General features: G+C 72.3%; 19 protein-coding genes. 8 read left to right on the top strand and 11 right to left on the bottom strand.

Annotated features, from left to right (window positions below):
- Positions 1 to 36: 36 nt before the first annotated feature.
- The 3 genes from ACWGJO_RS35380 to ACWGJO_RS35370 form a co-directional block, all read right to left on the bottom strand.
- The gene (locus ACWGJO_RS35380; protein WP_452189827.1) at positions 37 to 1,230 is read right to left on the bottom strand and encodes an RtcB family protein; all 1,194 of its coding nucleotides are present in this window, start codon (positions 1,228 to 1,230) and stop codon (positions 37 to 39) included.
- A 380-nt stretch (positions 1,231 to 1,610) separates the two neighbouring features.
- Entirely contained in the window at positions 1,611 to 2,975 is a 1,365-nt protein-coding gene (locus ACWGJO_RS35375; protein WP_452189829.1) for a M16 family metallopeptidase, read from the bottom strand.
- Positions 2,976 to 2,995: 20 nt separating this feature from the next.
- Positions 2,996 to 4,345, bottom strand: coding sequence for a M16 family metallopeptidase (locus tag ACWGJO_RS35370; RefSeq protein WP_359912575.1), 1,350 nt, complete (start codon positions 4,343 to 4,345; stop codon positions 2,996 to 2,998).
- Between the two features lie 307 nt (positions 4,346 to 4,652).
- Between ACWGJO_RS35370 and ACWGJO_RS35365 the strand changes: the two genes are divergently transcribed.
- The 6 genes from ACWGJO_RS35365 (at position 4,653) to ACWGJO_RS35340 (ending at position 11,602) form a co-directional block, all read left to right on the top strand.
- Complete coding sequence (locus tag ACWGJO_RS35365) at positions 4,653 to 7,103, top strand: DNA gyrase/topoisomerase IV subunit A (RefSeq protein WP_387695446.1); 2,451 nt, start codon at positions 4,653 to 4,655, stop codon at positions 7,101 to 7,103.
- A gap of 189 nt (positions 7,104 to 7,292) precedes the next feature.
- Positions 7,293 to 7,586, top strand: a complete 294-nt coding sequence (locus ACWGJO_RS35360; protein ID WP_359912580.1) for a hypothetical protein — start codon at positions 7,293 to 7,295, stop codon at positions 7,584 to 7,586.
- Positions 7,587 to 7,614: 28 nt separating this feature from the next.
- Complete coding sequence (locus tag ACWGJO_RS35355; protein ID WP_452189826.1) at positions 7,615 to 8,877, top strand: WXG100 family type VII secretion target; 1,263 nt, start codon at positions 7,615 to 7,617, stop codon at positions 8,875 to 8,877.
- Positions 8,878 to 8,891: 14 nt separating this feature from the next.
- Positions 8,892 to 9,920: a hypothetical protein gene (locus ACWGJO_RS35350; protein ID WP_452189825.1), complete on the top strand. Its 1,029-nt coding sequence runs from the start codon at positions 8,892 to 8,894 to the stop codon at positions 9,918 to 9,920.
- 17 nt (positions 9,921 to 9,937) lie between these two features.
- Positions 9,938 to 10,660, top strand: a complete 723-nt coding sequence (locus tag ACWGJO_RS35345) for a hypothetical protein (protein WP_452189824.1) — start codon at positions 9,938 to 9,940, stop codon at positions 10,658 to 10,660.
- Between the two features lie 39 nt (positions 10,661 to 10,699).
- Positions 10,700 to 11,602 carry a sucrase ferredoxin gene (locus tag ACWGJO_RS35340; RefSeq protein ID WP_452189823.1) on the top strand — a complete coding sequence of 301 codons (903 nt, stop codon included), beginning with the start codon at positions 10,700 to 10,702 and terminating at the stop codon, positions 11,600 to 11,602.
- 54 nt (positions 11,603 to 11,656) lie between these two features.
- Here ACWGJO_RS35340 and ACWGJO_RS35335 read toward each other — a convergent pair whose 3' ends face one another.
- The 3 genes from ACWGJO_RS35335 to ACWGJO_RS35325 form a co-directional block, all read right to left on the bottom strand.
- Positions 11,657 to 12,718, bottom strand: coding sequence for an ABC transporter substrate-binding protein (locus ACWGJO_RS35335; RefSeq protein ID WP_452189822.1), 1,062 nt, complete (start codon positions 12,716 to 12,718; stop codon positions 11,657 to 11,659).
- 38 nt (positions 12,719 to 12,756) lie between these two features.
- A complete protein-coding gene (locus tag ACWGJO_RS35330) occupies positions 12,757 to 13,611 on the bottom strand; it encodes an ABC transporter permease (RefSeq protein ID WP_452189828.1) in 855 nt (284 codons plus the stop codon).
- A gap of 94 nt (positions 13,612 to 13,705) precedes the next feature.
- Complete coding sequence (locus tag ACWGJO_RS35325; protein ID WP_452189821.1) at positions 13,706 to 14,530, bottom strand: ABC transporter ATP-binding protein; 825 nt, start codon at positions 14,528 to 14,530, stop codon at positions 13,706 to 13,708.
- 250 nt (positions 14,531 to 14,780) lie between these two features.
- Between ACWGJO_RS35325 and ACWGJO_RS35320 the strand changes: the two genes are divergently transcribed.
- Both ACWGJO_RS35320 and ACWGJO_RS35315 read left to right on the top strand, forming a co-directional pair.
- Positions 14,781 to 16,376 carry a sensor histidine kinase gene (locus tag ACWGJO_RS35320; RefSeq protein WP_452189820.1) on the top strand — a complete coding sequence of 532 codons (1,596 nt, stop codon included), beginning with the start codon at positions 14,781 to 14,783 and terminating at the stop codon, positions 16,374 to 16,376.
- The gene (locus tag ACWGJO_RS35315) at positions 16,376 to 17,062 is read left to right on the top strand and encodes a response regulator (RefSeq protein WP_452189819.1); all 687 of its coding nucleotides are present in this window, start codon (positions 16,376 to 16,378) and stop codon (positions 17,060 to 17,062) included. The genes ACWGJO_RS35320 and ACWGJO_RS35315 overlap by 1 nt, the downstream gene beginning before the upstream one ends.
- Positions 17,063 to 17,166: 104 nt before the next feature.
- Here the strand turns inward: ACWGJO_RS35315 and ACWGJO_RS35310 are convergent, their stop codons facing one another.
- The 5 genes from ACWGJO_RS35310 to ACWGJO_RS35290 all read right to left on the bottom strand — a co-directional run bounded on the left by ACWGJO_RS35310 (position 17,167) and on the right by ACWGJO_RS35290 (position 22,112).
- Entirely contained in the window at positions 17,167 to 18,969 is a 1,803-nt protein-coding gene (locus ACWGJO_RS35310) for a solute symporter family protein (RefSeq protein WP_380540077.1), read from the bottom strand.
- A complete protein-coding gene (locus ACWGJO_RS35305; protein ID WP_359912610.1) occupies positions 18,966 to 19,397 on the bottom strand; it encodes a DUF485 domain-containing protein in 432 nt (143 codons plus the stop codon). Before ACWGJO_RS35305 ends, ACWGJO_RS35310 begins: the two co-directional genes overlap by 4 nt.
- 320 nt (positions 19,398 to 19,717) lie before the next feature.
- Complete coding sequence (locus ACWGJO_RS35300; protein ID WP_452189818.1) at positions 19,718 to 20,425, bottom strand: response regulator; 708 nt, start codon at positions 20,423 to 20,425, stop codon at positions 19,718 to 19,720.
- A complete protein-coding gene (locus tag ACWGJO_RS35295) occupies positions 20,422 to 21,597 on the bottom strand; it encodes a sensor histidine kinase (protein WP_452189817.1) in 1,176 nt (391 codons plus the stop codon). The genes ACWGJO_RS35300 and ACWGJO_RS35295 overlap by 4 nt, the downstream gene beginning before the upstream one ends.
- A gap of 29 nt (positions 21,598 to 21,626) precedes the next feature.
- Positions 21,627 to 22,112, bottom strand: coding sequence for a DUF1453 domain-containing protein (locus ACWGJO_RS35290; RefSeq protein ID WP_452189816.1), 486 nt, complete (start codon positions 22,110 to 22,112; stop codon positions 21,627 to 21,629).
- Positions 22,113 to 22,246: the final 134 nt, after the last annotated feature.

Below are 22,246 nucleotides of genomic sequence, written 5' to 3'. Positions count from 1 at the left end.
CCGCCACACCGTGGCGGCACCCCGACCGGCTTTCGGTCAGCCCTTGACGCAGACGACCTGCTTGAGGTGCGCGACCACCTCGACGAGGTCCTTCTGCTGCTCGATGACCTTCTCGATGTTCTTGTAGGCGCCCGGGATCTCGTCCACCACGCCGCCGTCCTTGCGGCACTCCACGCCCTTGGTCTGCTCGGCCAGGTCCTGGGCGGTGAACCGCTTCTTCGCCGCGGTACGGCTCATCTTGCGGCCGGCGCCGTGCGAGGCGGAGTTGAACGACGACGCGTTGCCCAGACCGCGGACGATGTAGGAACCCGTCCCCATCGAGCCGGGGATGATCCCGAGGTCGCCGGAGCCGGCCCGGATCGCGCCCTTGCGGGTCACCAGCAGGTCGACGCCGTCGTACCGCTCCTCCGCCACGTAGTTGTGGTGGCAGCTGATGACCTCGTCGAAGGCGACCTCCGCCTTGGTGAACTCGCGCCGGACGACGTCCTGGAAGAGCGCCATCATGACCGCGCGGTTGTGCTTGGCGTACTCCTGCGCCCAGAACAGGTCCTGGCGGTAGGCGGCCATCTCCGGGGTCTTCGCCAGGAAGACGGCCAGGTCCCGGTCGATCAGGCCCTGGTTGTGCGGCAGCGCGCGGGCGACGCCCATGTGGTGCTCGGCCAGTTCCTTGCCGATGTTGCGCGATCCGGAGTGCAGCATCAGCCAGACCGCATCGGTCGTGTCAACACACAGTTCTATGAAGTGATTTCCTCCACCGAGCGTCGCCATCTGCTGCATCGCCCGCTCGCGGCGCCACTTGACGTCCTCCGCGATGCCGTCGAAGCGCCGCCAGAAGTCGTCCCAGCCCGCCGCGCGGAAGCCGTACAGCTTGGCCGGGTCGACCGGGTCGGCGTGCAGGCCGCGGCCGACCGGGATGGCCCGCTCGATCTCGCGGCGCAGGACGGAGAGGTCGTCCGGGAGGTCCTGAGCGGTGAGCGAAGTCTTCACCGCGCTCATCCCGCAGCCGATGTCGACGCCGACCGCCGCCGGGCAGACCGCGTCCTTCATGGCGATGACGGAGCCGACCGTCGCGCCCTTGCCCAGGTGGACGTCGGGCATCACGGCGAGGCCGTGCAGCCACGGCAGGGAGCTGATGTTGCGCAGCTGCTGGAGGGCCTGGCCCTCGACGGTGGCCGGGTCGGTCCACATCCGGATCGGGACGCGGACGCCGGGTACCTCGGTGTACGACATGGGTGAACGACCTCCAGGGGCCGGGTGGTTCGGGGAATGTGGTGCCGCGCGAGGAATCCCGGTGCGGCTCGGGGAAGTTCAGGAGGTGGGGCTCAGACGCCCTGGGCGACGGTGCGGGGGGAATACGGCCTCGGGGAGCGTCGTATGGCTTGCTCGACCCGCATGGTGACCGCCTCCCTTCCTTCGTCGCAGTTCGCGGTACACGGTCCGCAGTTCGCGGTGCGCAGTTCGCGGTTCGCGGTGCGCAGTTCGCGGTTCGCACGTGCTGTGCGCCGGGGAACATCTATCCACGGAACGGGTGCGGCCCGCAATGGATTTAAAGACGCGTCCGGCCCGGCGGAGCGGGTGCTCCACCGGGCCGGACGGAACCGCGAAAGGCGTCAGCTGACGACGGTGACCTCGCCGATGCCGAGCGCCCGCACGTCGTCGGCGATCACGGCGGCGTCGCCGACCAGGACGGTGACCAGCCGGTCCGGCGGGAAGGCCGCGACGACCGCCTCGGTGGCGGCGGCGGTGCGCAGCTCGGCGAGCTGCCGGTAGACCTCGGCCTGGTAGTCGTCCGGCAGGTACTGCTCGACCTGGTCGGCCAGCGTGCCGGCGACCGAGCCCGCGGTCTCGTACTTCAGCGGGGCGACGCCGACCAGGAACTGCACGGCCTCGTCGCGCTCGGCGTCGGTGAGGCCCTCGGCGGCGAGGGTGCGCAGGATGGTCCAGGTGTCGGCCAGCGCGGGGGCGGTGGAGGCGGTGTCCACCGAGCCGCTGATGGCGAGCATCGCGCGCCCGCTGCCGTCGGCGGCCGAGCGCAGCGGCTGGGCGAAGGCGCGCACGCCGTAGGTGTAGCCCTTCTCCTCGCGCAGGACGCGGTCGAGGCGGGAGGTGAGGGTGCCGCCGAGGCAGTAGGTGCCGAGGGTCTGGGCGGCCCAGACCGGGTCATGGCGGTCGGGCCCGATCCGGCCGATGAGCAGCTGGGTCTGGACGGAGCCGGGGCGGTCCACGATGACGACGCGGCCGCGGTCGTCGCCGGTGACCGGGGCGTGGACGGACGGCTCGGCGGCCGTCCCGGTCCAGGTGCCGAGGGTGCTCTCCAGCAGCGCCGGCAGGTCCACCCCGGTGAGGTCGCCGACCACCACGACGGTGCCGGTCGCGGGGCGCACATGGGCGTCGTAGAAGGCCTTGACGGCGGCGCGGTCGATCGACTTGACGGTGTCGGCGGTGCCGGCGCGGGGCCGGGAGAGCCGGTCGGCGGCGTCGAAGAGCTCGGCGTACAGGGCCTTGGCGGCGCGCCGGGCGGGGTTGGCCTGCTCGTGGACGATCTCGTCCAGGCGGTTGGCGACCAGCCGCTCGATCTCCGCCTCGGGCAGCGCGGGGGTGCGCAGGGCGTCGGCCAGCAGGGACAGGCCGCGCTGGAGCCGGGAGGCGGGCACCTCCAGGGAGATCCGGATGCACGGGTGGTCGGCGTGCGCGTCCAGGGTGGCGCCGGCGCGCTCCAGCTCGGCGGCGAACTCCTCGGCGCTGAGGCTGTCGGTGCCCTCGCTGAAGGCGCGGGCGAGGATCCCGGCGATGCCGTCGAGGCCCTCGGGCTCGGCCGCGAGCGGGACGTCGAGCAGGACCTCGACGGCGACCAGCTGCTGGCCGGGCCGGTGGCAGTGCAGGACGGTGATGCCGTTGCCGAGGGCGGCCCGCTCGGGGGCGGGGAAGTCCCAGGGGCTGGGCGTGCCCGGCCGGGGCTGCGGGTGGAAGGTCATGGCGGGGACGAAGTCGGTGCTCATACGGCGGCACCCTCCTCTTCGGAAGCGGCGTCGGAGTCGGCGTCGGTCTCGGCGGCGGCGGTCGGCTCGTAGGCGAGGACGGCCCGGTTGTCGGGGTGGAGCCGGGCCTTGGCGACGGCCTGGACCTCTTCGGCGGTGACGTCGAGGACCTTGGGGAGGGCGTCGTTGAGCAGCTTGGGGTCGCCGAACAGGACGGCGTAGCGGCACAGTTCGTCGGCGCGGCCGGCGACGGTGGTGAGCCGGTCGAGCCACTCGCGCTCGATCTGGGCCTGGGCGCGTTCGAGTTCCTCGGCGGTGGGGCCCTCGGCGGCGAAGCGGGCGAGCTCCTCGTCGACGGCGGTGCCGATCCGCTCGACGGTGGCGTCGCCGGAGGTCTTGACGTCGAGCCAGCCGAGGCTGGGGGCGCCGGCCAGCCGCAGCAGGCCGAAGCCGGCGGCGACGGCGGTGCGGTCGCGGCGGACCAGCCGGTTGTAGAGGCGGCTGGACTCGCCGCTGCCGAGGATGGTGAGGGCGAGGTCGGCGGCGTCGGCCTCGCGGGTGCCGTCGTGCGGGAGGCGGTAGGCGGCCATCAGGGCGCGCGAGGGGACGTCCTCGTGGATCTCCTCGCGGATCTCCCGCCCGATGGTCTCGGGGAGTTCGCCCGAGCGCGGGGGCTGCTTGCCGTCGTGCGCGGGGATGGAGCCGAAGTACTTCTCGACCCAGGCGACGGTCTGCTCGGGGTCGATGTCGCCGACGATGGACAGGACGGCGTTGTTGGGCGCGTAGTACGTCCGGAAGAACGTGCGGGCGTCCTCCAGGGTGGCCGCGTCGAGGTCGGCCATGGAGCCGATCGGCGTGTGGTGGTACGGGTGGCCGTCGGGGAACGAGAGCGCGGTGAGCTTCTCGAAGGCGGTGCCGTACGGGACGTTGTCGTAGCGCTGGCGGCGCTCGTTCTTGACGACGTCGCGCTGGTTCTCCATGGACGTCTCGTCGAGCGCGGCGAGCAGCGAGCCCATCCGGTCGGCCTCCAGCCAGAGGGCGAGCTCCAGCTGGTGGGCGGGCATGGTCTCGAAGTAGTTGGTGCGCTCGAAGCTGGTGGTGCCGTTGAGCGAGCCGCCGGCGCCCTGGACGAGCTCGAAGTGCCCGTTGTTGGAGACGTTGGCCGAGCCCTGGAACATCAGGTGCTCGAAGAGGTGGGCGAGGCCGGTGCGGCCCTTGACCTCGTGGCGGGAGCCGACGTCGTACCAGAGGCAGACGGCGGCGACCGGGGTCAGGTGGTCCTCGGAGAGGACGACGCGCAGGCCGTTGGCCAGGCGGTGCTCGGTGATGGCGATGCCTCGGCTGGAGGCGGGGGCCGGGTTGGCCATGCGCTCGGGTCCTTCCCGTCGTCGATGTCGGGGTTCGTGTGGCGTCCCCCATTGTGGTGCAACGTGCGGGAGCCGTGTTCGTGTCCGCGCGGACGGGGCCGTTCGCCAGGGGCGGAAGAGGGCCGCTGACCGGGAGTGTCGGCGAGAGGGTCCACAATGGGGGCGCCGCGCCCTGTCGGCGGCACCCGGTTGACGGGTCCGGCGGCGGGACGGTGCGGAGACGGCCGACGACCGCCCCCGGGCGTTCGGCGACCGACCGACGACCTACCGAGACACAGCCAGCGACACGTAAGGGAGCCCCGCCGCGATGGCCCGCCGCAGTTCGCAGACCCCGCCGCCCGGAGACTTCGAGGAGCGGATCCTCGACGTCGACGTCGTGGACGAGATGCAGGGCTCCTTCCTGGAGTACGCCTACTCGGTGATCTACTCGCGTGCGCTGCCCGACGCACGGGACGGCCTGAAGCCGGTGCACCGCCGGATCCTGTACCAGGCCAACGAGATGGGCCTGCGCCCCGAGCGCGCGCACGTGAAGTGCGCGCGCGTGGTGGGCGAGGTGATGGGCCGGCTGCACCCGCACGGTGACGCGTCCATCTACGACTCCGTGGTGCGCATGGCGCAGCCGTTCTCGATGCGGCTGCCGCTGATCGACGGCCACGGCAACTTCGGTTCGCTGGGCAACGACGACCCGCCGGCCGCGATGCGCTACACCGAGTCGCGGCTGACGGCCGCCTCGATGGCGATGGTGGAGTCGATCCACGAGGACACCGTCGACTTCGGCCCGAACTACGACGGCAGCGAGCAGGAGCCGCTGGCGCTGCCGGCCGCGTTCCCGAACCTGCTGGTGAACGGCGCGACGGGCATCGCGGTCGGCATGGCGACGAACATGCCGCCGCACAACCTCTCCGAGGTGGTGGCCGCGGCCCGGCACCTGATCAAGCACCCGAGCGCCGACCTGGACACGCTGATGCGCTTCGTGCCCGGTCCGGACCTGCCGACGGGCGGGCGGATCGTGGGCCTGTCGGGCATCCGGGACGCGTACGAGTCGGGCCGCGGCACGTTCAAGATCCGGGCGACGACGACGGTGGAGGCGGTGACGGCCCGCCGCAAGGGCATCGTGGTCACCGAGCTGCCGTACAACGTCGGCCCGGAGAAGGTCATCTCGAAGATCAAGGACCTGGTCAACGCGAAGAAGCTCCAGGGCATCGCGGACGTCAAGGACCTGACCGACCGCGAGCACGGGCTGCGGCTGGTCATCGAGGTGAAGAACGGCTTCGTGCCGGAGGCGCTGCTGGAGCAGCTGTACAAGCTGACGCCGATGGAGGAGACCTTCGGCATCAACAACGTGGCGCTGGTGGACGGCCAGCCGCTGACGCTGGGGCTGAAGGAGCTGCTGGAGGTCTACGTCGACCACCGCTTCACCGTGGTGCGCCGGCGCAGCGACTTCCGCCGCCGCAAGCGCGAGGAGCGGCTGCACCTGGTCGAGGGCCTGCTGGTGGCCCTGGTCGACATCGACGAGGTCATCGCGATCATCCGGTCGAGTGACAACGCCCAGCAGGCGAAGGAGCGCCTGATGGAGCGCTTCTCGCTGTCGGAGACGCAGACCGCGTACATCCTGGACACCCCGCTGCGGCGGCTGACCCGCTTCGACCGGGTGGAGCTGGAGCAGGAGAAGGCGAAGCTGACCTCGGAGATCGCGGACCTGACCGAGATCCTGGAGTCGGACACCAAGCTGCGCAGCGTGGTGTCGTCCGAACTGGGCGCGGTGTCGAAGCAGTTCGGCACCGAGCGGCGCACGGTGCTGCTGGAGGCGGGAGCGGTGCCCTCGGCGGCGCTGGCGGTGCCGCTGGAGGTCGCGGACGACCCGTGCCGGGTACTGCTGTCGTCGACCGGTCTGCTGGCGCGGACGGCGGACGGCGAGCCGTTCGAGGTGTCGGAGAAGCGGGCGAAGCACGATGTGATCGTGTCGGCGGTGCACGCGACGGCCCGGGCGGACATCGGCGTGGTGACGTCCGCGGGCCGGGTGCTGAGGCTGCCGGTGATCGACCTGCCGGCCCTGCCACCGACGCCGTCGCCGACGCTGGCGGGCGGGGCCGCGGTGGGCGAGTTCCTGCGACTGGAGGACGGGGAGCGGGCGCTGGCGCTGACCACGCTCGACGAGTCCTCGCCGGGGCTGGCGCTGGGCACGCTGCAGGGCGTGGTGAAGCGGGTGGTGCCGGAGTGGCCGGCGAACAAGGACGAGTTCGAGGTGATCGCCCTCAAGGAGGGTGACGAGCTGGTGGGCGCGGTCGAACTGCGCACCGGCGAGGAGGACCTGGTCTTCATCGCCTCGGACGCCCAGCTGCTGCGCTACCCGGCGGGCCAGGTGCGTCCGCAGGGCCGCCCGGCGGGCGGCATGGCGGGCATCAAGCTGTCGGACGGCGCGCGGGTGCTGTCCTTCACGGCGGTGGACCCGGCGGCGGACGCGGTGGTGGTCTCGGTGGCCACGGCCACGGGCACGCTGTCCGACGGCGAGCAGACGAGCTGGAAGGTCACCCCGTTCGAGCAGTACCCGCGCAAGGGCCGCGCCACCGGCGGCGTGCGCTGCCAGCGCTTCCTGCGCGGCGAGGAGGCCCTGACCTTCGCCTGGGCCGGCGCCGCCCCGGCCCGCGCCGCCACCGCCAAGGGCGCCCCGGTCGACCTGCCCGAGCGCGACCCGCGCCGCGACGGCTCCGGCACCCCGGTCACCACCCCGATCGCGGTGGTCGCCGGCCCGGCGTAGCGGCCCCCGTACGAGCGGAGGGGCACCGGAGATCATCCGGTGCCCCTCCGCTTTTTCGTGCCCGCCCGACCGGGAATACGGAAGGGCGATCTCCAATTCCCGGGCATGGCCCGAACTTTGCCCACCCATGGGTTAGGTTCACCGAACAGGTGCTCCATATCGCGCCACATGCTTTGGGGGGACGGGGAGTTGGCCGAAGAGTTCAAGATCGACATGGGCCGGATGAGAACGGTGTCCAAACAGCTCGACGAATGCGGCAACCGCATGGGGGCGGTCGCCAAGAGCCTCGAAAACCTCGGAAAGGGCAAGCAGTTGGGCACCGAGCGGCTCGACTCGGCCTGCAAGGGCTTCGAGGACCACTGGCACGGCGGCATCGGCCGGATGGCCAAGCTCGCCCACGGCCTGCGCGAGGGCCTGGACGCCTCGCTCAAGAACTACGGGGACAACGAGCAGGGCACCGCCAAGGGCCTCGGCGCGACCTGAGCCAACACCCAGGGGACTGACTTCCACCATGAGTGACAAGAACTGGCCGGGCCTCGGCTTCTGCCCGGCCCCGGGGGACCTCCCGGCCATCGCCAAGATGTACGCGGACGTCGACGCCGTCGCCCGCGAACTGGAGGAACTGCGCCACGCGCTCGCCGACCTCGGCTCCGAGGGCAGCGCCTGGCAGGGCGAGGCGGCCCGCAACTTCGCCGGCAAACTGGGCGAACTGCCCAAGTACCTCACCCAGGGCCACGAGTCGATGGCCGCCTGCTCCCGGGCCCTCAAGGCCTGGCACACCCAGCTCACCGGACTGCTCTCCACCGGCCGGACCATGGAGGCCCAGGCCGTCGAACTGCGTTCCCGACTGGGCGACATGAACGTCCAGTGCGACACCGCGGGAAAGGCCCTCGACGCCTCCGCGCAGTCCACCGACGCGGCGGCCCAGACGAAGGCCAAGGCCGACTTCGAGGCCAAACTCCAGGCCCGGCAGCAGCTCGCGCACCAGCTCGACGAGGTGATCGCGAACGGCCACAAGCAACTCGCGGACCACAAGAACAAGGCCGAGGCGGCCGCCAAGGCGATCATGGAGGCATCCCGCCACCACCCGCCGGACCCGAGCTTCCTCAAGCGGATGCTGGACAAGGTGGAGCACGCCTGGCAGAAGTCGCTGGACTTCCTGGCCGAGCACGCCGACGACCTGTCCAAGATTTCGGCCGGACTGGCGATCGCGGCCCTGGTGATTCCCGGGGCCGGCCCGATCCTGGGTGCCGCGGCCATGCTGACCAGTGCGGCCGCGATGGCCGGGCACGGCATCGCCAAGTCCCGCGGACAGGACGTCTCCTGGCTGAAGATCGGAATGGACGGGCTCGGGGTGATCCCCGGTGTCGGCGCCATCAAGGGCTTCGCCACCGCCGGAAAGTCGATCACGAAAGTTCAGGGTGTGGGCGTCGTCAACAAGGTGGTCCGGGCCCCGATCAAGAACATCAGGACGTCGGTGGCCGCCGAGGGAGCCGGCGCTGCCGAGCGTACCTCGGCCGCCGGCGCAGGCCTGTTCGAGAAGACCGTGAACCCGATATCGACCAAGGCCATCGTCGGCGGGCTCAAGAAGGCAGGCGTCGAAGTGGATCCCCGCGCGGTCACCATCACGAACAAGGCGAACGGACTTGCCTACGGCTTCTACCAGGACGAGAAGAAGGAGAAGGCCCGGGAGTCCTACGTCGAGGCCCCGGGACCGCTCCCGAAGCCCGCGTACCGACCGGCGTCCGCACCGTTCCTGAACGCCGTCGGCTGAGAGAGGAGCAGCTCATGGTCAAGGACCTCCATGTGACGCTGCCGGTTTCGGGCGGACAGCTCGCCGCCGTACCCGAGGTCGCCGAGGCGGCGCGGCGGGCCGAAACGCTCTACGGGGTCACCCTGTTGAACGACGACGTGGCCCGCAACGTGGTGATCAAGCACCTGCGGAAGCGGGATCAGCAGGACTGGCACGACGAAGCCGCGGGTCTCCTCGTCCTCGGTGGCATCGTGGTCTCCTTGGTCACCGGCAATTGGGCAGCGGCGATCCTGGGGATTCCGGCCGGAATCGCGGTCTGGCTGCGGGGCGTGGGCCGCAGCTCCAGCAAGCAGACCGCCTCGGTGCACTTCACCGCGTACATCGGGTTGCTGAACCACGCCAGGCGCGCGGGGCTGACGGTCCGGATTCCCGCCGAGTGGGGAGCCGATGCCGATCGGGCCGTATGGGAGGAAGGTGCCCGGGCCGCTCCGCAGCCACCGGCCGCACACCCCACCGGTCCGGTCCCGTACACCTCCCCGGTTCCCCCGCCCGGCGTCGCCGCGCAGCCCGGCTCGTGGTGGCCGGCCGGCGCCGTGATCGACCCCAAGTTCCCGGTACTGCCTCCGGCCGGGCTCGCACAGCACTGGGCACTGGCCGGCCGGGCCCGTGAACTCGGTGCTCCGTACGGTGTCGACTTCCTGGACGAACAGGCGGTCCGGGGGCTGCTCACCGCGCAGAAACGCACCGTCCGCCGGAGATCGACGTGGAGCAAAATCTTCGCCCTGGTCCTCGTCGTGTCCGTGATGGTCGGTGTTCTCGGCTCGGACTTCACCTACGACGAGCAGCGCCGGCAGTCCATCCTCGTCATCGGCGGCCTGGTGGCCACCTGTGCGCTCACCGCTCTCCCCGCACTGAAGACGCACTGGACCTGGCACCGCTCCGGCCTGCGCGACCGGGCCGCCGCCTACCTCGACCTGCTCGTCGAGGCCCGCGCGTACGGCGTCCCGGTCCCCGTCCCGCCGTCCTGGCTGGACGTCCGCAACCGGATCCGCAAGCCCTCATGACCGCCGTGGAAGGCCCGATGTCCGACATTCCGACAGCCACCGCGGACACCCGGCTCCAGATCCGCTTCGTCGTCCCGCCCGCCTTCCACGAGGTCCCGGTGCTGGGCACCGACGACCAGGTGGCCGAGGAGCTCTGGGAGCTGGTCTGCGAGGTGCTGGCCTCCCATCCCGAGGAGACGCGGGTGCGCTGGGCCGTGGCGCTGGCCGAGCTGATCCCGCCGATGGCCGAGGCCGGGGTGATCCACGCCGGGATGTGCCTGGTGGACGTGGACGGCCGCCCCAGCACGGCGTCGATCGTGGCCTCGGTGTGCCCCCTGGTCGGCACCGAATACCCGGGCGCGGTGGACTTCCTGCTCACCCGCCTGGCCCTGTCCCGTCCGGAGGCGGAGGTGACGGCGATCGAGTTGCCGGCCGGGCGGGCGGTGGCGGTGATCGACGCCGTGGCGACCCCGGTCGACGACGGGTCGACCCCGCTGGACGGCCTGGCGGTCCCGCTCGTCGACGGGGTGCTGACCACCTCGGTGATCCAGGTGCACCTGCCGCTGCCGAACGAGTCCCAGCTGCTCTCGCTGGAGTTGAGCACCCCGTGCCCCGAGGACTGGGTGCTCTACTCGGAGCTGTTCGCCGATGTCGTCCGCAGCATCCACCTGGAGTTCGCCGACCTCCCGACCGTCTCCGAGCCGCTGTACGACACGGTGGACGAGGAGGTGGCGCAGCGGGTGAGGGCCGCGTTCGGGTGAGCCGGGTGAGGGTGATCGGGTGAGGGTAGCCTTGCCGGGGTGAGCACCTGTGCGACCGTGTCGCGTGAACTTTCGGAGCCGCTGGCAGCGACGGCGGCGGTGGCGACCACCTGGCTGCTGGTGGAGCAGAACGGGCCGTGGGGCGCGAAGGCGCTGGGTGAGAGCCACCTGGACGCGGCGGTCGGGCGGGCGCTGGAGGCGGCCGCGGCGGGGACGGGCGTGCGGGTGGCCCTGATCCGGCGGCCCGGGCGGCACGCCGACTGCCTGCCGACCGCGCGCCACGAGGTGATCGTGGCGCACACGGTGCCCGGCCGCGGCTGGGTGCGCCGGGCGGGGGTGGCGGATCCGGCGGAGCTGCTGGATCTGGACTTCGCGGCGCTGGGCGCCGGTGACCACACCGGCTTCGGAACGGAGCACGTCGGCGGCCCGGTGGCCCTGGTGTGCACCAACGGGCGGCGCGACCGCTGCTGCGCCCTGCTGGGCCGGCCTCTCGCGGCGGAGCTGGCGGCGGCCGGGCACAGCGAGGTGTGGGAGGTGACCCACCTGGGCGGGCACCGCTTCTCCCCGACGATGCTGGTGCTGCCGTACGGCTACGCGTACGGGCGGCTGACGCCGGAGACGGCCAAGGAGGTGCTGGCGGCGACGGCGGCCGGGCACGTGGTGCCGGAGTGGTCGCGGGGCTGCTCGGGTTGGGAGCGTCCGGGCCAGGCGGCCGAGCACGCGGTGCGGCTGGCCACCGGCGAGACCGGGGTGGACGTGCTGACGCTCACCCAGCGGCCGGACGGCGGGGGCCGCTGGCTGGTGACGGTGCTGCACCGGGACGGGCGGTCCTGGGAGGTGGACGTGATCGAGGCGGCCAGCGAGCCGGCCCGCCCGGAGAGCTGCGGCAAGGCGGCGGGGACGCCCTCGCGGATGGACGTGCTGTCCGTACGGGGGGTCTGATACGCGGCGGCCCCGCGCCCGTGGGGGTGAGCGCGGGACCGCTGCGGCGGAGCGTCAGCCGGCCGCCTTGGCCACGAACTCCGTGGTGTACGTCTTCGCCAGGTCGATCGTCCCCTCCTTGCCCTTGACGTCCGGGTGGAACGCGGCGAGCACCGAGAGCACCGTCTTCGGCCCGTCGGCCGGCATCACGCCGTCCGTGGTGAACATCGGCAGCGTCGCCTTGATCGCCGCCGCGTACTGCTCGGCACCGCCCTGCGCGTAGTCGGCGGGCATCTTCGCGGCGATCTCCTCGGGGGTGTGGCCGGACATCCACTTGAGGGTCTTCACGAAGGCGTTGGCGAGCTTCTGGGTGGTGTCCTTGTTCTTCTCCACCCAGTCGGTGTTCATGTACAGCGACGAGGACGGGTACAGCCCGCCGAGGGCCTCGCGCGAGCCCTCGGGGGTGCGCATGTCGTACAGGACCTTGCCGAGGCCCTTGTCCAGGATGTTCGCGACGGTCGGGTCGGTGGTCATGCCGGCGTCGATGCTGCCCTGCTGGAGCGCGGCGATGAAGGTCTGGCCGGCGCCGACCGCGATCGGGCTGAACTCGCTGACGGCGGTGCCGTTCTTGACCGCGAGGTACTTGGTGAGGAAGTCGGTCGAGGAGCCGATGCTGGTGACGCCGAGCTTCTTCCCCTTGAAGTCGGCGCCGGACCTGATGGCGTCGGCCTGCTTGGTGGAGACCACCTCGACCTCGCCGGGCGCCTGGGCGAACTGCACGACGGACTCGACCTTCTTGCCCTTGGCCTGGAGGTCGATGGTGTGGTCGTAGAAGCCGACGGCGCCCTGGACGTCCCCGGCGAGCAGCGCGGTGGTGGCGTTGACGCCGGCCGGCTCGGTCATCAGCTCGACGTTGACGCCGGCCTCGGCGAAGTAGCCGAGCCGCTGGGTGAGCATCGCGGGCAGGTAGATGACCTTGTCCAGGCCACCGACCATGATCTTGACCTTGGGTCCGTCGACCTGCTGCCCGGCGGGGGCGGCGACGGCGCCGTGGCCGGCGGTGGCGGCGTCGTTGGCACAGGCGGAGAGCGGGAGGAGCAGGGCGGCGGCGAGGGCGGCGGCGACTGGTCTGCGCATGGGTGGAGGTGCCTCTCTCTTCTGACGACGGGGGGAGTTCAGCGGCCGTCGCCCGCGTCGGCGGGCTTCCAGCGGAACAGCTTCTTCTCGGCGAAGGTCAGCAGTCCCTCGGTGAGCAGTGCGACGACGGCGAGGATGGTCATGGCCGCGTAGACGCCGGCCGCGTTGAAGGTGCCCTGGGCGGCCGCGACGAGCAGGCCGAGGCCCTTGGTGGCGCCGATGTACTCGCCGACGATGGCGCCGATCAGCGCGAAGCCGAAGCTGACGTGCAGGCTGGTGAAGATCCAGGTGGTGGCGGCGGGGATGACCACCTGGAGGGTGACCCTGCGGTTGTCGGCGCCCAGGATGCGGGCGTTGGCGACGAGGTTGCGGTCCACCTCGCGGGCGCCCTGGAAGGCGTTGAAGAACACCGGGAAGAACACCAGCACCACCGCGGAGGCGACCTTGGAGGCCGGGCCCAGGCCGAACCAGATCAGGAAGATCGGCGCGAGCACGATCCGCGGGATGGCGTTGAGCACCTTGATGTACGGCCCGAGGACATCGGCCAGGAAGCGGACCCGGCCGAGCGCGATGCCCAGCAGCACACCGCCGATGACGCCGATCACCCAGCCGGTGAGGGCCTCGTAGAGGGTGTAGCCGATCTGCTCGCCGAGCGAGCCCTGCGCGGTGCCATGGGTGGTCCACTGCCAGATCTGGTCCCAGATCCTCGACGGCTGGGAGAAGTTGAACGGATCGATGACGTCCGTCCGGGCGCAGACCTCCCACAGCCCGAGGAAGGCGACCAGCACCGCGACCCGGGCGCCGAAGACACCCAGCCTCCGGTTGCGGGCGGCCCGTTCACGGGCCTCGGTTCTCGTCGTGACGGCCGGGGGCTTCCCGGCGGCGGCCGGCACGGACGCCGGCACCTCCCCGGACCCGGACGCGGACTCCGCCCCGGCCCCGGGCACGGACTCCGCCCCGGACTCGGACGCGGACTCGGATGCGGTCTCAAGCGGCACGACCCGCTCCTCTCTCCCGGGTGATGCGCACCTCTTCGCCGAGCGAGGCCCAGATCTCGCGGTACAGCTCGACGAACCTCGGTTCCAGTCGGACGGCCTCCACGCTGCGCGGGCGCGGCAGGTCGACGGTGAAGATCTCCTTGACGGTGGCCGGTCCTGCCGTCATGACGACGACCCGGTCGGCGAGCGCGATGGCCTCGTCCAGGTCGTGGGTGACGAAGACGACCGACGCCGCGTCCCTGGCGGAACCGGTCCCCGCCCACAGCTCCAGCAGCTGGTCCGACATCAGCGCCCGGGTCTGCACGTCCAGTGCCGAGAACGGCTCGTCCATCAGCAGGATCGCCGGGTCGTTGACGAAGGTCTGGGCGAGCGCGACGCGTTTGCGCATGCCGCCGGACAGCTGGTGCGGGTAGCGGTCCTCGAAGGCGGCCAGGCCGACCCGGCCGAGCCAGTCCCGGGCCCGCTCCCGGGCCTCGGCGGCGGGCACGCCGCGGAAGCGCGGGCCGGTCATCACGTTGGACAGGACGGTGCGCCAGGGGAAGACGGCGTCCTGCTGGAAGACGAACCCGACCTTGGGGTCGATCCCGCGCACGGGCTCGCCGTACACCCGGACCTCGCCCTCGGTGGGCTCCTCCAAGCCGCTGACCAGCGTCAGCGTGGTGGACTTGCCGCAGCCGGTGGGGCCGACGACGGCGATGAACTCGCCTTGGGCGACGGTCAGATCGAGATCGCGGACGGCGGTGTGCAGCGCCCCGGAGGGGGTGCGGAACCGTTTGGTCGCGCCGGTCAGCTCGATCGCCGGGGTCTTGCTCATGTCGATCCTCCCGGGTCTGTTGCCTGCCCCGGAAAGGTAGGAGCGGGCCCGGTCCCGGCGGGAGCCTTCTTCGCGTAGTGCGACTTCTCCGCATAGAGGGGTGTTCTGCTCGTTTTGCTTCCGCTACAACTGCGGGGACGCGGCTGACAGAAACACCCCGGAAACATAGGGTGTCCCGACCCCACCCATCGGCGCCCCGACCGCCCCCCGAGGACGCCCGATCCCCCGCAGCCGCCGAGAGGAGGTCCGGATGAAGCTCCCCCGCGGACCCCGCCGGGTCTTCGCCCAGCTGCTGCTCAGCCAGACCGTCGTCACCGTCGGTGTCACCGCCGTGACCGCCGGGCTGTTCCTGGCCCCGGTCAGCAGCGAGCTGGACCACGACGCGATGCAGCGGGCGCTGTCGATCGCCCAGGCCACCGCCACCGACGAGAACATCGCCCGGGCCGCCGCCGGCCGCGACGTGGTGGCCGCCCAGCGCAACGCCGAGCAGATCCGGCTGGCCACCGGCGCCAGTTTCGTGGTGGTCACCGACCTGGACGGCATCCGGCTCTCGCACACCGACCCGGGCCGGATCGGCCAGCGCGTCAGCACCGATCCGGAGCCGGCCCTCAGCGGCCGCAGCGTCACCGCCATCCAGCAGGGCACCCTGGGCCGCACCGCCCGCGGCAAGGTGCCGCTGCGGATGGCGGACGGCCGCATCGTCGGCGAGGTCTCGGTCGGCATCAGCGACGACTCGATCCGCCGCCGGCTGCTGACGATGCTCACCGGCATCCTGCTGTGCGCGGGCGCCGGCCTGGCCGCCGGCACGCTCGCCACCCTCCTCCTGGCCCGCCGGCTCAAGCGCCGCACCCACAACATCGCGCTGGCCGACATCTCGGCGCTGCTGGTGGAACGGGAGGCGATGCTGCACGGAATCCGCGAGGGCATGGTGGCGCTGGACGAACGCGGCCGGATCCGGCTGGCCAACGACGAGGCCCTGCGGCTGCTCGGCCTGCCCGAGGACTGCACCGGCCGGCCGATCGGCGCGGTGCTGCCACCGGGCCGGCTGGCGGACGTGCTCTCCGGGCGGATCGCCGGCGACGACCTGCCGGCCGTCCGGGACGACCGGGTGCTCGTGGTGAACCGCACGACCACCCCCGAGGGCGGCGCGGTGGTCACCCTGCGGGACCGCACCGAGCTGGAGTCGCTGGTCCGCGAGCTGGACACCACCCGCAGCCTGACCGAGGCGCTGCGGGCCCAGGACCACGAGCACGCCAACCGGATGCACACCCTGCTGGGCCTGCTGGAACTGGGCCGCCACGAGCAGGCGGTGGCGTTCATCTCGGAGCAGTCCGGCTCGCACGCCGTGGTCGCCGCACGGATCGCCGAGCAGGTGCAGGACCCGCACGTGGCGGCACTGCTGGCGGGCAAGACCTCGGTGGCGGGCGAGCGCGGGGTGCTGCTGGTACTGGCCGCGGCGGCGCACCTGCCGGACGCGGTGGTGGACGCCCGGGCACTGGTGACGGTGCTCGGCAACCTGATCGACAACGCGGTGGACGCCCTGGCCGCGGGCGGCGGGGGCAGGGTGGAGGTCAGCCTGGCGGCGGCCGGAGCGACCCTGCTGCTGCAGGTCGCGGACAGCGGCCCGGGCGTGCCGGAGGAGCTGCGCGAGCAGGTCTTCGAAGAAGGGTGGACCAGCAAGGACGCGCCCGCGCACCGCCCGCGCGGGCTGGGGCTGGCGATGGTGCGGCGGCTGGTCGAGCGGACCGGCGGCCGGATCGTGCTCGACACCGGGCCGCTCGGCGGCGCCCGGTTCACCGTCGAGCTGCCCGAGGCCCTGCTCACCAGTCGGCTCGTGGAGGCGTGATGATCGACGTACTCGTGGTGGACGACGACTTCCGGGTCGCGGACGTGCACGCCGCCTACGTGGCCAAGGTCCCGGGCTTCCGGGTCATCGGCACCGCACACTCGGCCGGGGAGGCGCTGGCCGCCCTGGAGCGCCGCCCGGTGGACCTGCTGCTGCTCGACCACCACCTGCCCGACGAGACCGGCCTGGCCCTGGTGCGCCGGCTGCGGGAACGCCAGGTCGCCTGCGACGTGATGATGGTGACGGCCGCCCGGGACGTGTCGACGGTGCACGCCGCGATGCAGCACGGCGCACTCCAGTACCTGGTCAAGCCGTTCACCTTCGCCGGGCTGCGGGAGAAGCTGGTGGCGTACGCGCAGCTGCGCCACGCGCTCGCCGCGCCGGCCCGGGAGGCCGGCCAGGACGAGGTGGACCGGCTGTTCGCGACCCTGCGCAGCGCCGCCGCCCCGGCCGGAACGCTCCCCAAGGGCCACTCGGCGCCCACCACGGACCTGGTGATGGGGGTGTTGCGCCGGGCCGGCCGGCCGCTGTCCGCCCAGGAGGTCGCCGACGCCACCGGGCTGAGCCGCTCCACCGCGCAGCGCTACCTCAAGCAGTTGGAGCGGGACAGCCGGCTGCGGCTGACCCTGCGGTACGGCGACACCGGCCGGCCGGAGCACCGCTACGGGCTGGCGGCCCGCGCCTAGGGCATGGGCGCCGGACAGGATCCGGGCGTGGTCCCGGACCTGGGGCCGGACAGGGGGGAACCCCGGCGGCCCCAGGCCCGCCGGGGTTCCCCGGGCGCGACGGCTCAGGCCGCGCCCGCACCGGTGAGGGCACGTACCTCCAGCTCGGCGAACCGGTCCGGATCGGCGGGCTCGGACGAGGTGACCGTCCCGACCCAGCCGGCCAGGAAGCCCAGCGGAATGGAGACGATGCCCGGGTTCTCCAGCGGGAACCAGTGGAAGTCGAGGCCCGGGAAGAGCGCCTCGGGGGAGCCGGACACTACCGGCGAGAAGAACACCAGCACGATCGCCGGGACCAGCCCGCCGTACACCGCCCAGACCGCGCCGCGAGCGGTGAACCGCGACCAGAACAGGCTGTACAGCAGCACCGGCAGGTTGGAGGACGCGGCGACGGCGAAGGCCAGGCCCACCAGGAAGGCGACGTTCAGCTGCTGGGCGAAGAGGCTGATCACGATCGCCGTCGCACCGATCCCGGCGGCGGCGAACCGGGCGACCACCACCTCCTGCTGCTCACTGAGCTCGGAGACCGGTTCCTCCGCCGCCCGGGAGGCCGGGACGGTCTCGCCCCGGCGGCGCCGCCCGCGGCCGTTCTTCGACTGTTCGCGGCTCTTCAGCTGTTCGCGGCTCGGCCGGGCACGCCAGGCGCCGGCCCAGATGTCATGGGCGAAGGCCGCCGAGGAGGCCAGGGTCAGCCCGGCGACCACCGCGAGGATGGTGGCGAAGGCGATCGCCGAGATCAGGGCGAACAGCACCACCCCGCCGGTACTGCCGTTGCCGCCGCCGAGCACCAGGGCGAGCAGCGGAACGGCGGTGTTCCCGGCCGAGTTGGCATGCCGCACCTCGGCCGAGCCGATCAGCGCGGTGGCGCCGAGGCCGAGCACGATGGCCATCAGGTAGAAGCTGCCGACCAGGCCGATCGCCCACATCGTGGAGCGGCGGGCGGCCCGCGCGGTGGGCACGGTGTAGAAGCGGGACAGGATGTGCGGCAGGCCCGCGGTGCCGAGCACCAGGCCGAGGCCGAGGCTGACGAAGTCCAGCCGGCTGGTGATGCTGCCGCCGTACTTGAGCCCGGGCTCCAGGTAGCGCTGCCCGGCGCCGCTGTGCTGGGCGGCCTCGCGCATCAGCTCGCCGAGGTCCCCGTGGAAGCGGACCACCAGCAGCACCGTGAGCAGCACCGAACCGCCGGTCAGCAGGAAGGCCTTGATGATCTGGATCCAGGTGGTGGCCCGCATCCCGCCGATGGTGACGTAGACGATCATCAGGGCGCCGACCGCGATGATGGTCCAGGTGCGGGCGTGCGGGCTGCCGGTGCCGAGCAGGAGGGCGACCAGCGAACCGGCGCCGACCATCTGGGCCACCAGGTAGAGCAGGGTGACCACGACACTGGCACCACCGGCCGCGGCACGCACCTTGCGACGGCGCAGCCGCAGCGCGAGGACATCGGCGAGGGTGTACCGGCCCGCGTTGCGGACGAGTTCGGCGACCAGCATCAGCACGACCAGCCAGGCGACCAGGAAGCCGATGCTGTAGAGCACGCCGTCGTAGCCGTACAGCGCGATCAGCCCGGCGACGCCCAGGAAGGACGCGGCGGAGAGGTAGTCCCCGGAGAGCGCGAAGCCGTTCTGCAGCGGGGTGAAGTCGCGGCCGCCGGCGAAGAAGTCCTCGGCGGCGTTGCCCTGGCGGCCGACCCAGAGGGTGACCCCCAGGGTGACCAGGACGACGACGGCGAACAGCGCGATGGCGAGCGAGTGGTGGTCGCCGGTGGGGGCGACCGGCGGCGGGGTGGCGGTCGACACCACGGTCCGGACGGCGGTCTGCACCGCGGCCTTGGCCGCATCGGTGGGCACGGTGGCCAGCAGGGGCGTCATCGCAGCTGGTCCTGGGTGTCCCAGCGCAGGCCCAGGGCGGCGCGGTCGCGCTTGGTCCGGGAGTTGCGGGCGTAGAGCCAGGTGAGCAGGAAGGTCGAGGCGAACTGCAGCAGCCCCAGCAGCCAGGCCACGTTGAGCGGGCCTGCCACCGTCCTGCGCATCAGGTCGGGGGCACCCGCCTGGGCGGCGACGTACAGCAGGTACCAGGCGAGGAAGGCACCGGTGATCGGGAAGACGAAGGTCCGGTAGCTGCGGCGGATCTGCAGGAACGTCTCGCTGGCCTGAACCGTCCGGTAGACCTCGGTGCGGTCGGCGACCGGTTCCTCGTCGAGTGGTGCGTGCGGTGCGGCCGGGGCCGCCGGATCGGCTGGGATGCTCTGGGCGAACGGCTCGACGGCGGCCCCGTGGACCGGTGCGCCGACGGCCACTGACCCGACGGCGGCCTCTGCCGACCGGGCCGTAGGAACGTGGTCCGTGGGGGCGGGGCCCGACTGCGCCGGTACCGCCGTCCGGCGGTGCGCAGTCGATGGCTCGGCGGACTCAACGGGGGTACCGGCGGCCGCAGCGGCCCACCAGTCGAATTGCTGTCCCGGACCGGGACTGCTCGTCTGCTGCTGTGGCACTGCTGCTCCTGGACGGCCGGATGTTCTGACCCGAACCATGATGGCGGCCCTAGGAGAGCGCCCCTGACCATCGCAGATACGTTCACTCGATGAGGTGATCGATCATCCGACAGACACTCATCGGACTACTGCTGCGTCCCAGTGATTCCGTGTCGGAACGCGTACGCGACCGCCTGAGCCCGGTCCCGCACCGCGGTCTTGGCGAACAGATTGTTGATGTGGGTCTTCACCGTCGCCTGGCTGACGAACAGCCGCTGGGCGATCTCGGCGTTGGACAGCCCCTGGGCGATCAGCGCCAGCACCTCGGCCTCCCGGACGGTCAGCCCGTCGGGCAGCTCCCCCGACCGGGTTCCGGGCCTCCCGGCAGCCGGCCCGGAGTCGCCGTGCTGCTCCGAAAGCCTTTCCAGCAGCCGGAGTTGGATCTGCGGGGAGAGCCCGGCGGCACCCGAGCGGACGTCCGCGACGGCCCGGGCGATCTCCTCGGCGCCGGCGTCCTTGGTGAGGTAGCCGCGCGCCCCGGCCCGGAGCGCCGGGAACAGCGAGTCGTCGTCGGCGTAGGTGGTGAGCACCACGACCTCGGTCTCCGGGTGCGCCGCGCGGATCCGCCTCGTCGCCTCGACCCCGTCGCAGCGCGGCATCCGCAGATCCATCAGCACCACGTCCGGGTGATGACGCTCCACCAGGGCGACGGCCTCCTCCCCGTCCCCGGCCGCACCGACCACCTCGATACCGGGCAACAGCCCCAGCAGCATCACGATGCCCTCGCGCACCACGGTCTGGTCGTCCGCGACCACCACCCTGATCGCCCCCGCACCACTCATGTGCTCACTCATGCCGGCACCCGCAGCAGCACGCGCCACCCTCCGTCCTGCGGGCCCGCCAGCAGCGTGCCCCCGAGCAGTTCCGCGCGTTCGCGCATTCCCAGCAGACCGTACCCGCTGCCGCTGGCGGCCAGCTCCTCCGACGGGGACTCCCCCGCGGACTGGCCGCGCGGTGGCCGGGTGTTGCACACCTCCAGCTCCACCGCGCCGTCCAGGTAGCGCAGTTCGACGGAGCTGCGGGCCCCCGACGCGTGCTTGCGGACGTTGGTCATCGCCTCCTGCGCGGTGCGCCGCACCGCGAGGGCGACCTCGGCGGCGAGCGGGCGGGGCGTGCCGGTGACGGTGAGGGCGGCCCGCTCCCGACCGGTCAGCTCGACCAGGAACTCCCCGACCGGGGTGAACTCCCCGCGCAGCGCGGACAGTGCCTGGCGGGTCTCGGCCAGCCCGTCCTGCGCCATCCGCCGGGCGGCGACGACCCGTTCACGGATCTGCTCGCGATCCGTCCCGGCGTCCAGCATCAGCCGGGCCGCCTCCAGGTGGACGAGCTGCGCGGAGAGGCTGTGGGCGAGCACGTCGTGGATCTCCCGCGCGATCCTGGCCCGTTCGGCGAGCGCCGCGCTCTCCGCCTGGGCGGCCTGGGCGGCCCGCTCCTGGGCGAGCAGCCGGCGGGCGGTGCCGCGCGCCTCGATGTCCAGCCGCAGCAGGCAGCCGACCAGGACGGAGCCCCCGACGGTGGCGGCGTTGCCGAGCCAGCCCGCCGGGGAGACCGCCGCGTACGAACCCAGCGCGGCCGCCGCGACGACCAGCGCGGGCGCGGGCGGCAGCCGGATCAGGGCCGTCACGGTCAACCCGATCCACAGGAAGTCGGCCAGCGTGTGGGCCAGCCCCCGGTCGGCGAGCCAGCCGCCGCCGACCAGGCCGGCGGCCAGCAGGTACGAGACCGCCGGGCGCTGCTCCCGGGTGACCCGCAGGTACGCCGTGCAGAGGGCGACGGCCGCGGCCAGCCCGGCCGCCGCGGCCGCCACCGTCCAGCCGGTGTACCTGCCGCCGGAGAAGGTCCCCCAGCCGACGACGACCAGCAGGACGCTCCGGCCGAACACGGACAGGACCCGCCGCGGCCGGCTCTCGTCCTCGTGGCCGATCCCTTCCCGGGACGGCCAGCGGGTCCAGTACCACCCGGCCACGGGGCCTCCTCGATGCTCACGGCGGCGGGTCAGTGCAGTGCGGCGGCGGGCCGCGAGGGCTCCAGCGACCGGGCCCTCCAGTTCACCACGAGGGAGCGGACCAGCAGCAGGACCGCCATGCCCAGCATCAGCGAACTGCCCGCCTGGTGGACGTGCAGGGCCGCACCGACCGCGTACAGGCCGATCCGGACGGCGATCATCCCGCACCAGGCGGCCACGGTGGCCCTGGTGCCCTTGACCAGGACGCTGCCGTCGGAGGCCCGCCAGATCCGGACGGTCCAGCCCCAGACCGTGCCCATCGCGAGCACGGCGACCAGTCCGGCGGCCAGCAGCCCGGCGGAGAGCGCGGTGTGCTGGTGGTCGACGAGTTGCGGGTCGCGCAGCGCGAGCGCGCCCAGGATCAGCGGCAGCAGCCAGAAACGGCGTTCGGTGTCCAGGCGCTGGACGCGCATCTGGCGCTGGACCACCAGGACCACCACCGCAAGAACCACGAGGATGTTGGCGATGGAACTCATCGAATTCTCCGTCCCGGGGAGAGGCTTGTTGCTGACCTCTCCGACGCTACGGATCCGGCGCTTCCCGCTGATCGGAGCCGGGGTGGACCACGGGTGGAACCGGCAGCGCGAGGGCCCTCCACCCGTGGGTGGAG

It is taken from the genome of Kitasatospora sp. NPDC054795, assembly GCF_053611565.1.
The sequence above is the reverse complement of the archived record's forward strand: the minus strand, read 5'-3'. Positions and strand labels throughout refer to the sequence as shown.

Excerpts from the sequence above, each read along its gene's own strand:
- ACWGJO_RS35380 (WP_452189827.1), bottom strand. The coding sequence starts at position 1,230 with ATGTCGTACACCGAGGTACCCGGCGTCCGCGTCCCGATCCGGATGTGG.
- ACWGJO_RS35375 (WP_452189829.1), bottom strand. The coding sequence starts at position 2,975 with ATGACCTTCCACCCGCAGCCCCGGCCGGGCACGCCCAGCCCCTGGGAC.
- ACWGJO_RS35370 (WP_359912575.1), bottom strand. The coding sequence starts at position 4,345 with ATGGCCAACCCGGCCCCCGCCTCCAGCCGAGGCATCGCCATCACCGAG.
- ACWGJO_RS35365 (WP_387695446.1), top strand. The coding sequence starts at position 4,653 with ATGGCCCGCCGCAGTTCGCAGACCCCGCCGCCCGGAGACTTCGAGGAG.
- ACWGJO_RS35355 (WP_452189826.1), top strand. The coding sequence starts at position 7,615 with ATGAGTGACAAGAACTGGCCGGGCCTCGGCTTCTGCCCGGCCCCGGGG.
- ACWGJO_RS35350 (WP_452189825.1), top strand. The coding sequence starts at position 8,892 with ATGGTCAAGGACCTCCATGTGACGCTGCCGGTTTCGGGCGGACAGCTC.
- ACWGJO_RS35345 (WP_452189824.1), top strand. The coding sequence starts at position 9,938 with ATGTCCGACATTCCGACAGCCACCGCGGACACCCGGCTCCAGATCCGC.
- ACWGJO_RS35335 (WP_452189822.1), bottom strand. The coding sequence starts at position 12,718 with ATGCGCAGACCAGTCGCCGCCGCCCTCGCCGCCGCCCTGCTCCTCCCG.
- ACWGJO_RS35325 (WP_452189821.1), bottom strand. The coding sequence starts at position 14,530 with ATGAGCAAGACCCCGGCGATCGAGCTGACCGGCGCGACCAAACGGTTC.
- ACWGJO_RS35320 (WP_452189820.1), top strand. The coding sequence starts at position 14,781 with ATGAAGCTCCCCCGCGGACCCCGCCGGGTCTTCGCCCAGCTGCTGCTC.
- ACWGJO_RS35315 (WP_452189819.1), top strand. The coding sequence starts at position 16,376 with ATGATCGACGTACTCGTGGTGGACGACGACTTCCGGGTCGCGGACGTG.
- ACWGJO_RS35310 (WP_380540077.1), bottom strand. The coding sequence starts at position 18,969 with ATGACGCCCCTGCTGGCCACCGTGCCCACCGATGCGGCCAAGGCCGCG.
- ACWGJO_RS35300 (WP_452189818.1), bottom strand. The coding sequence starts at position 20,425 with ATGAGTGAGCACATGAGTGGTGCGGGGGCGATCAGGGTGGTGGTCGCG.
- ACWGJO_RS35290 (WP_452189816.1), bottom strand. The coding sequence starts at position 22,112 with ATGAGTTCCATCGCCAACATCCTCGTGGTTCTTGCGGTGGTGGTCCTG.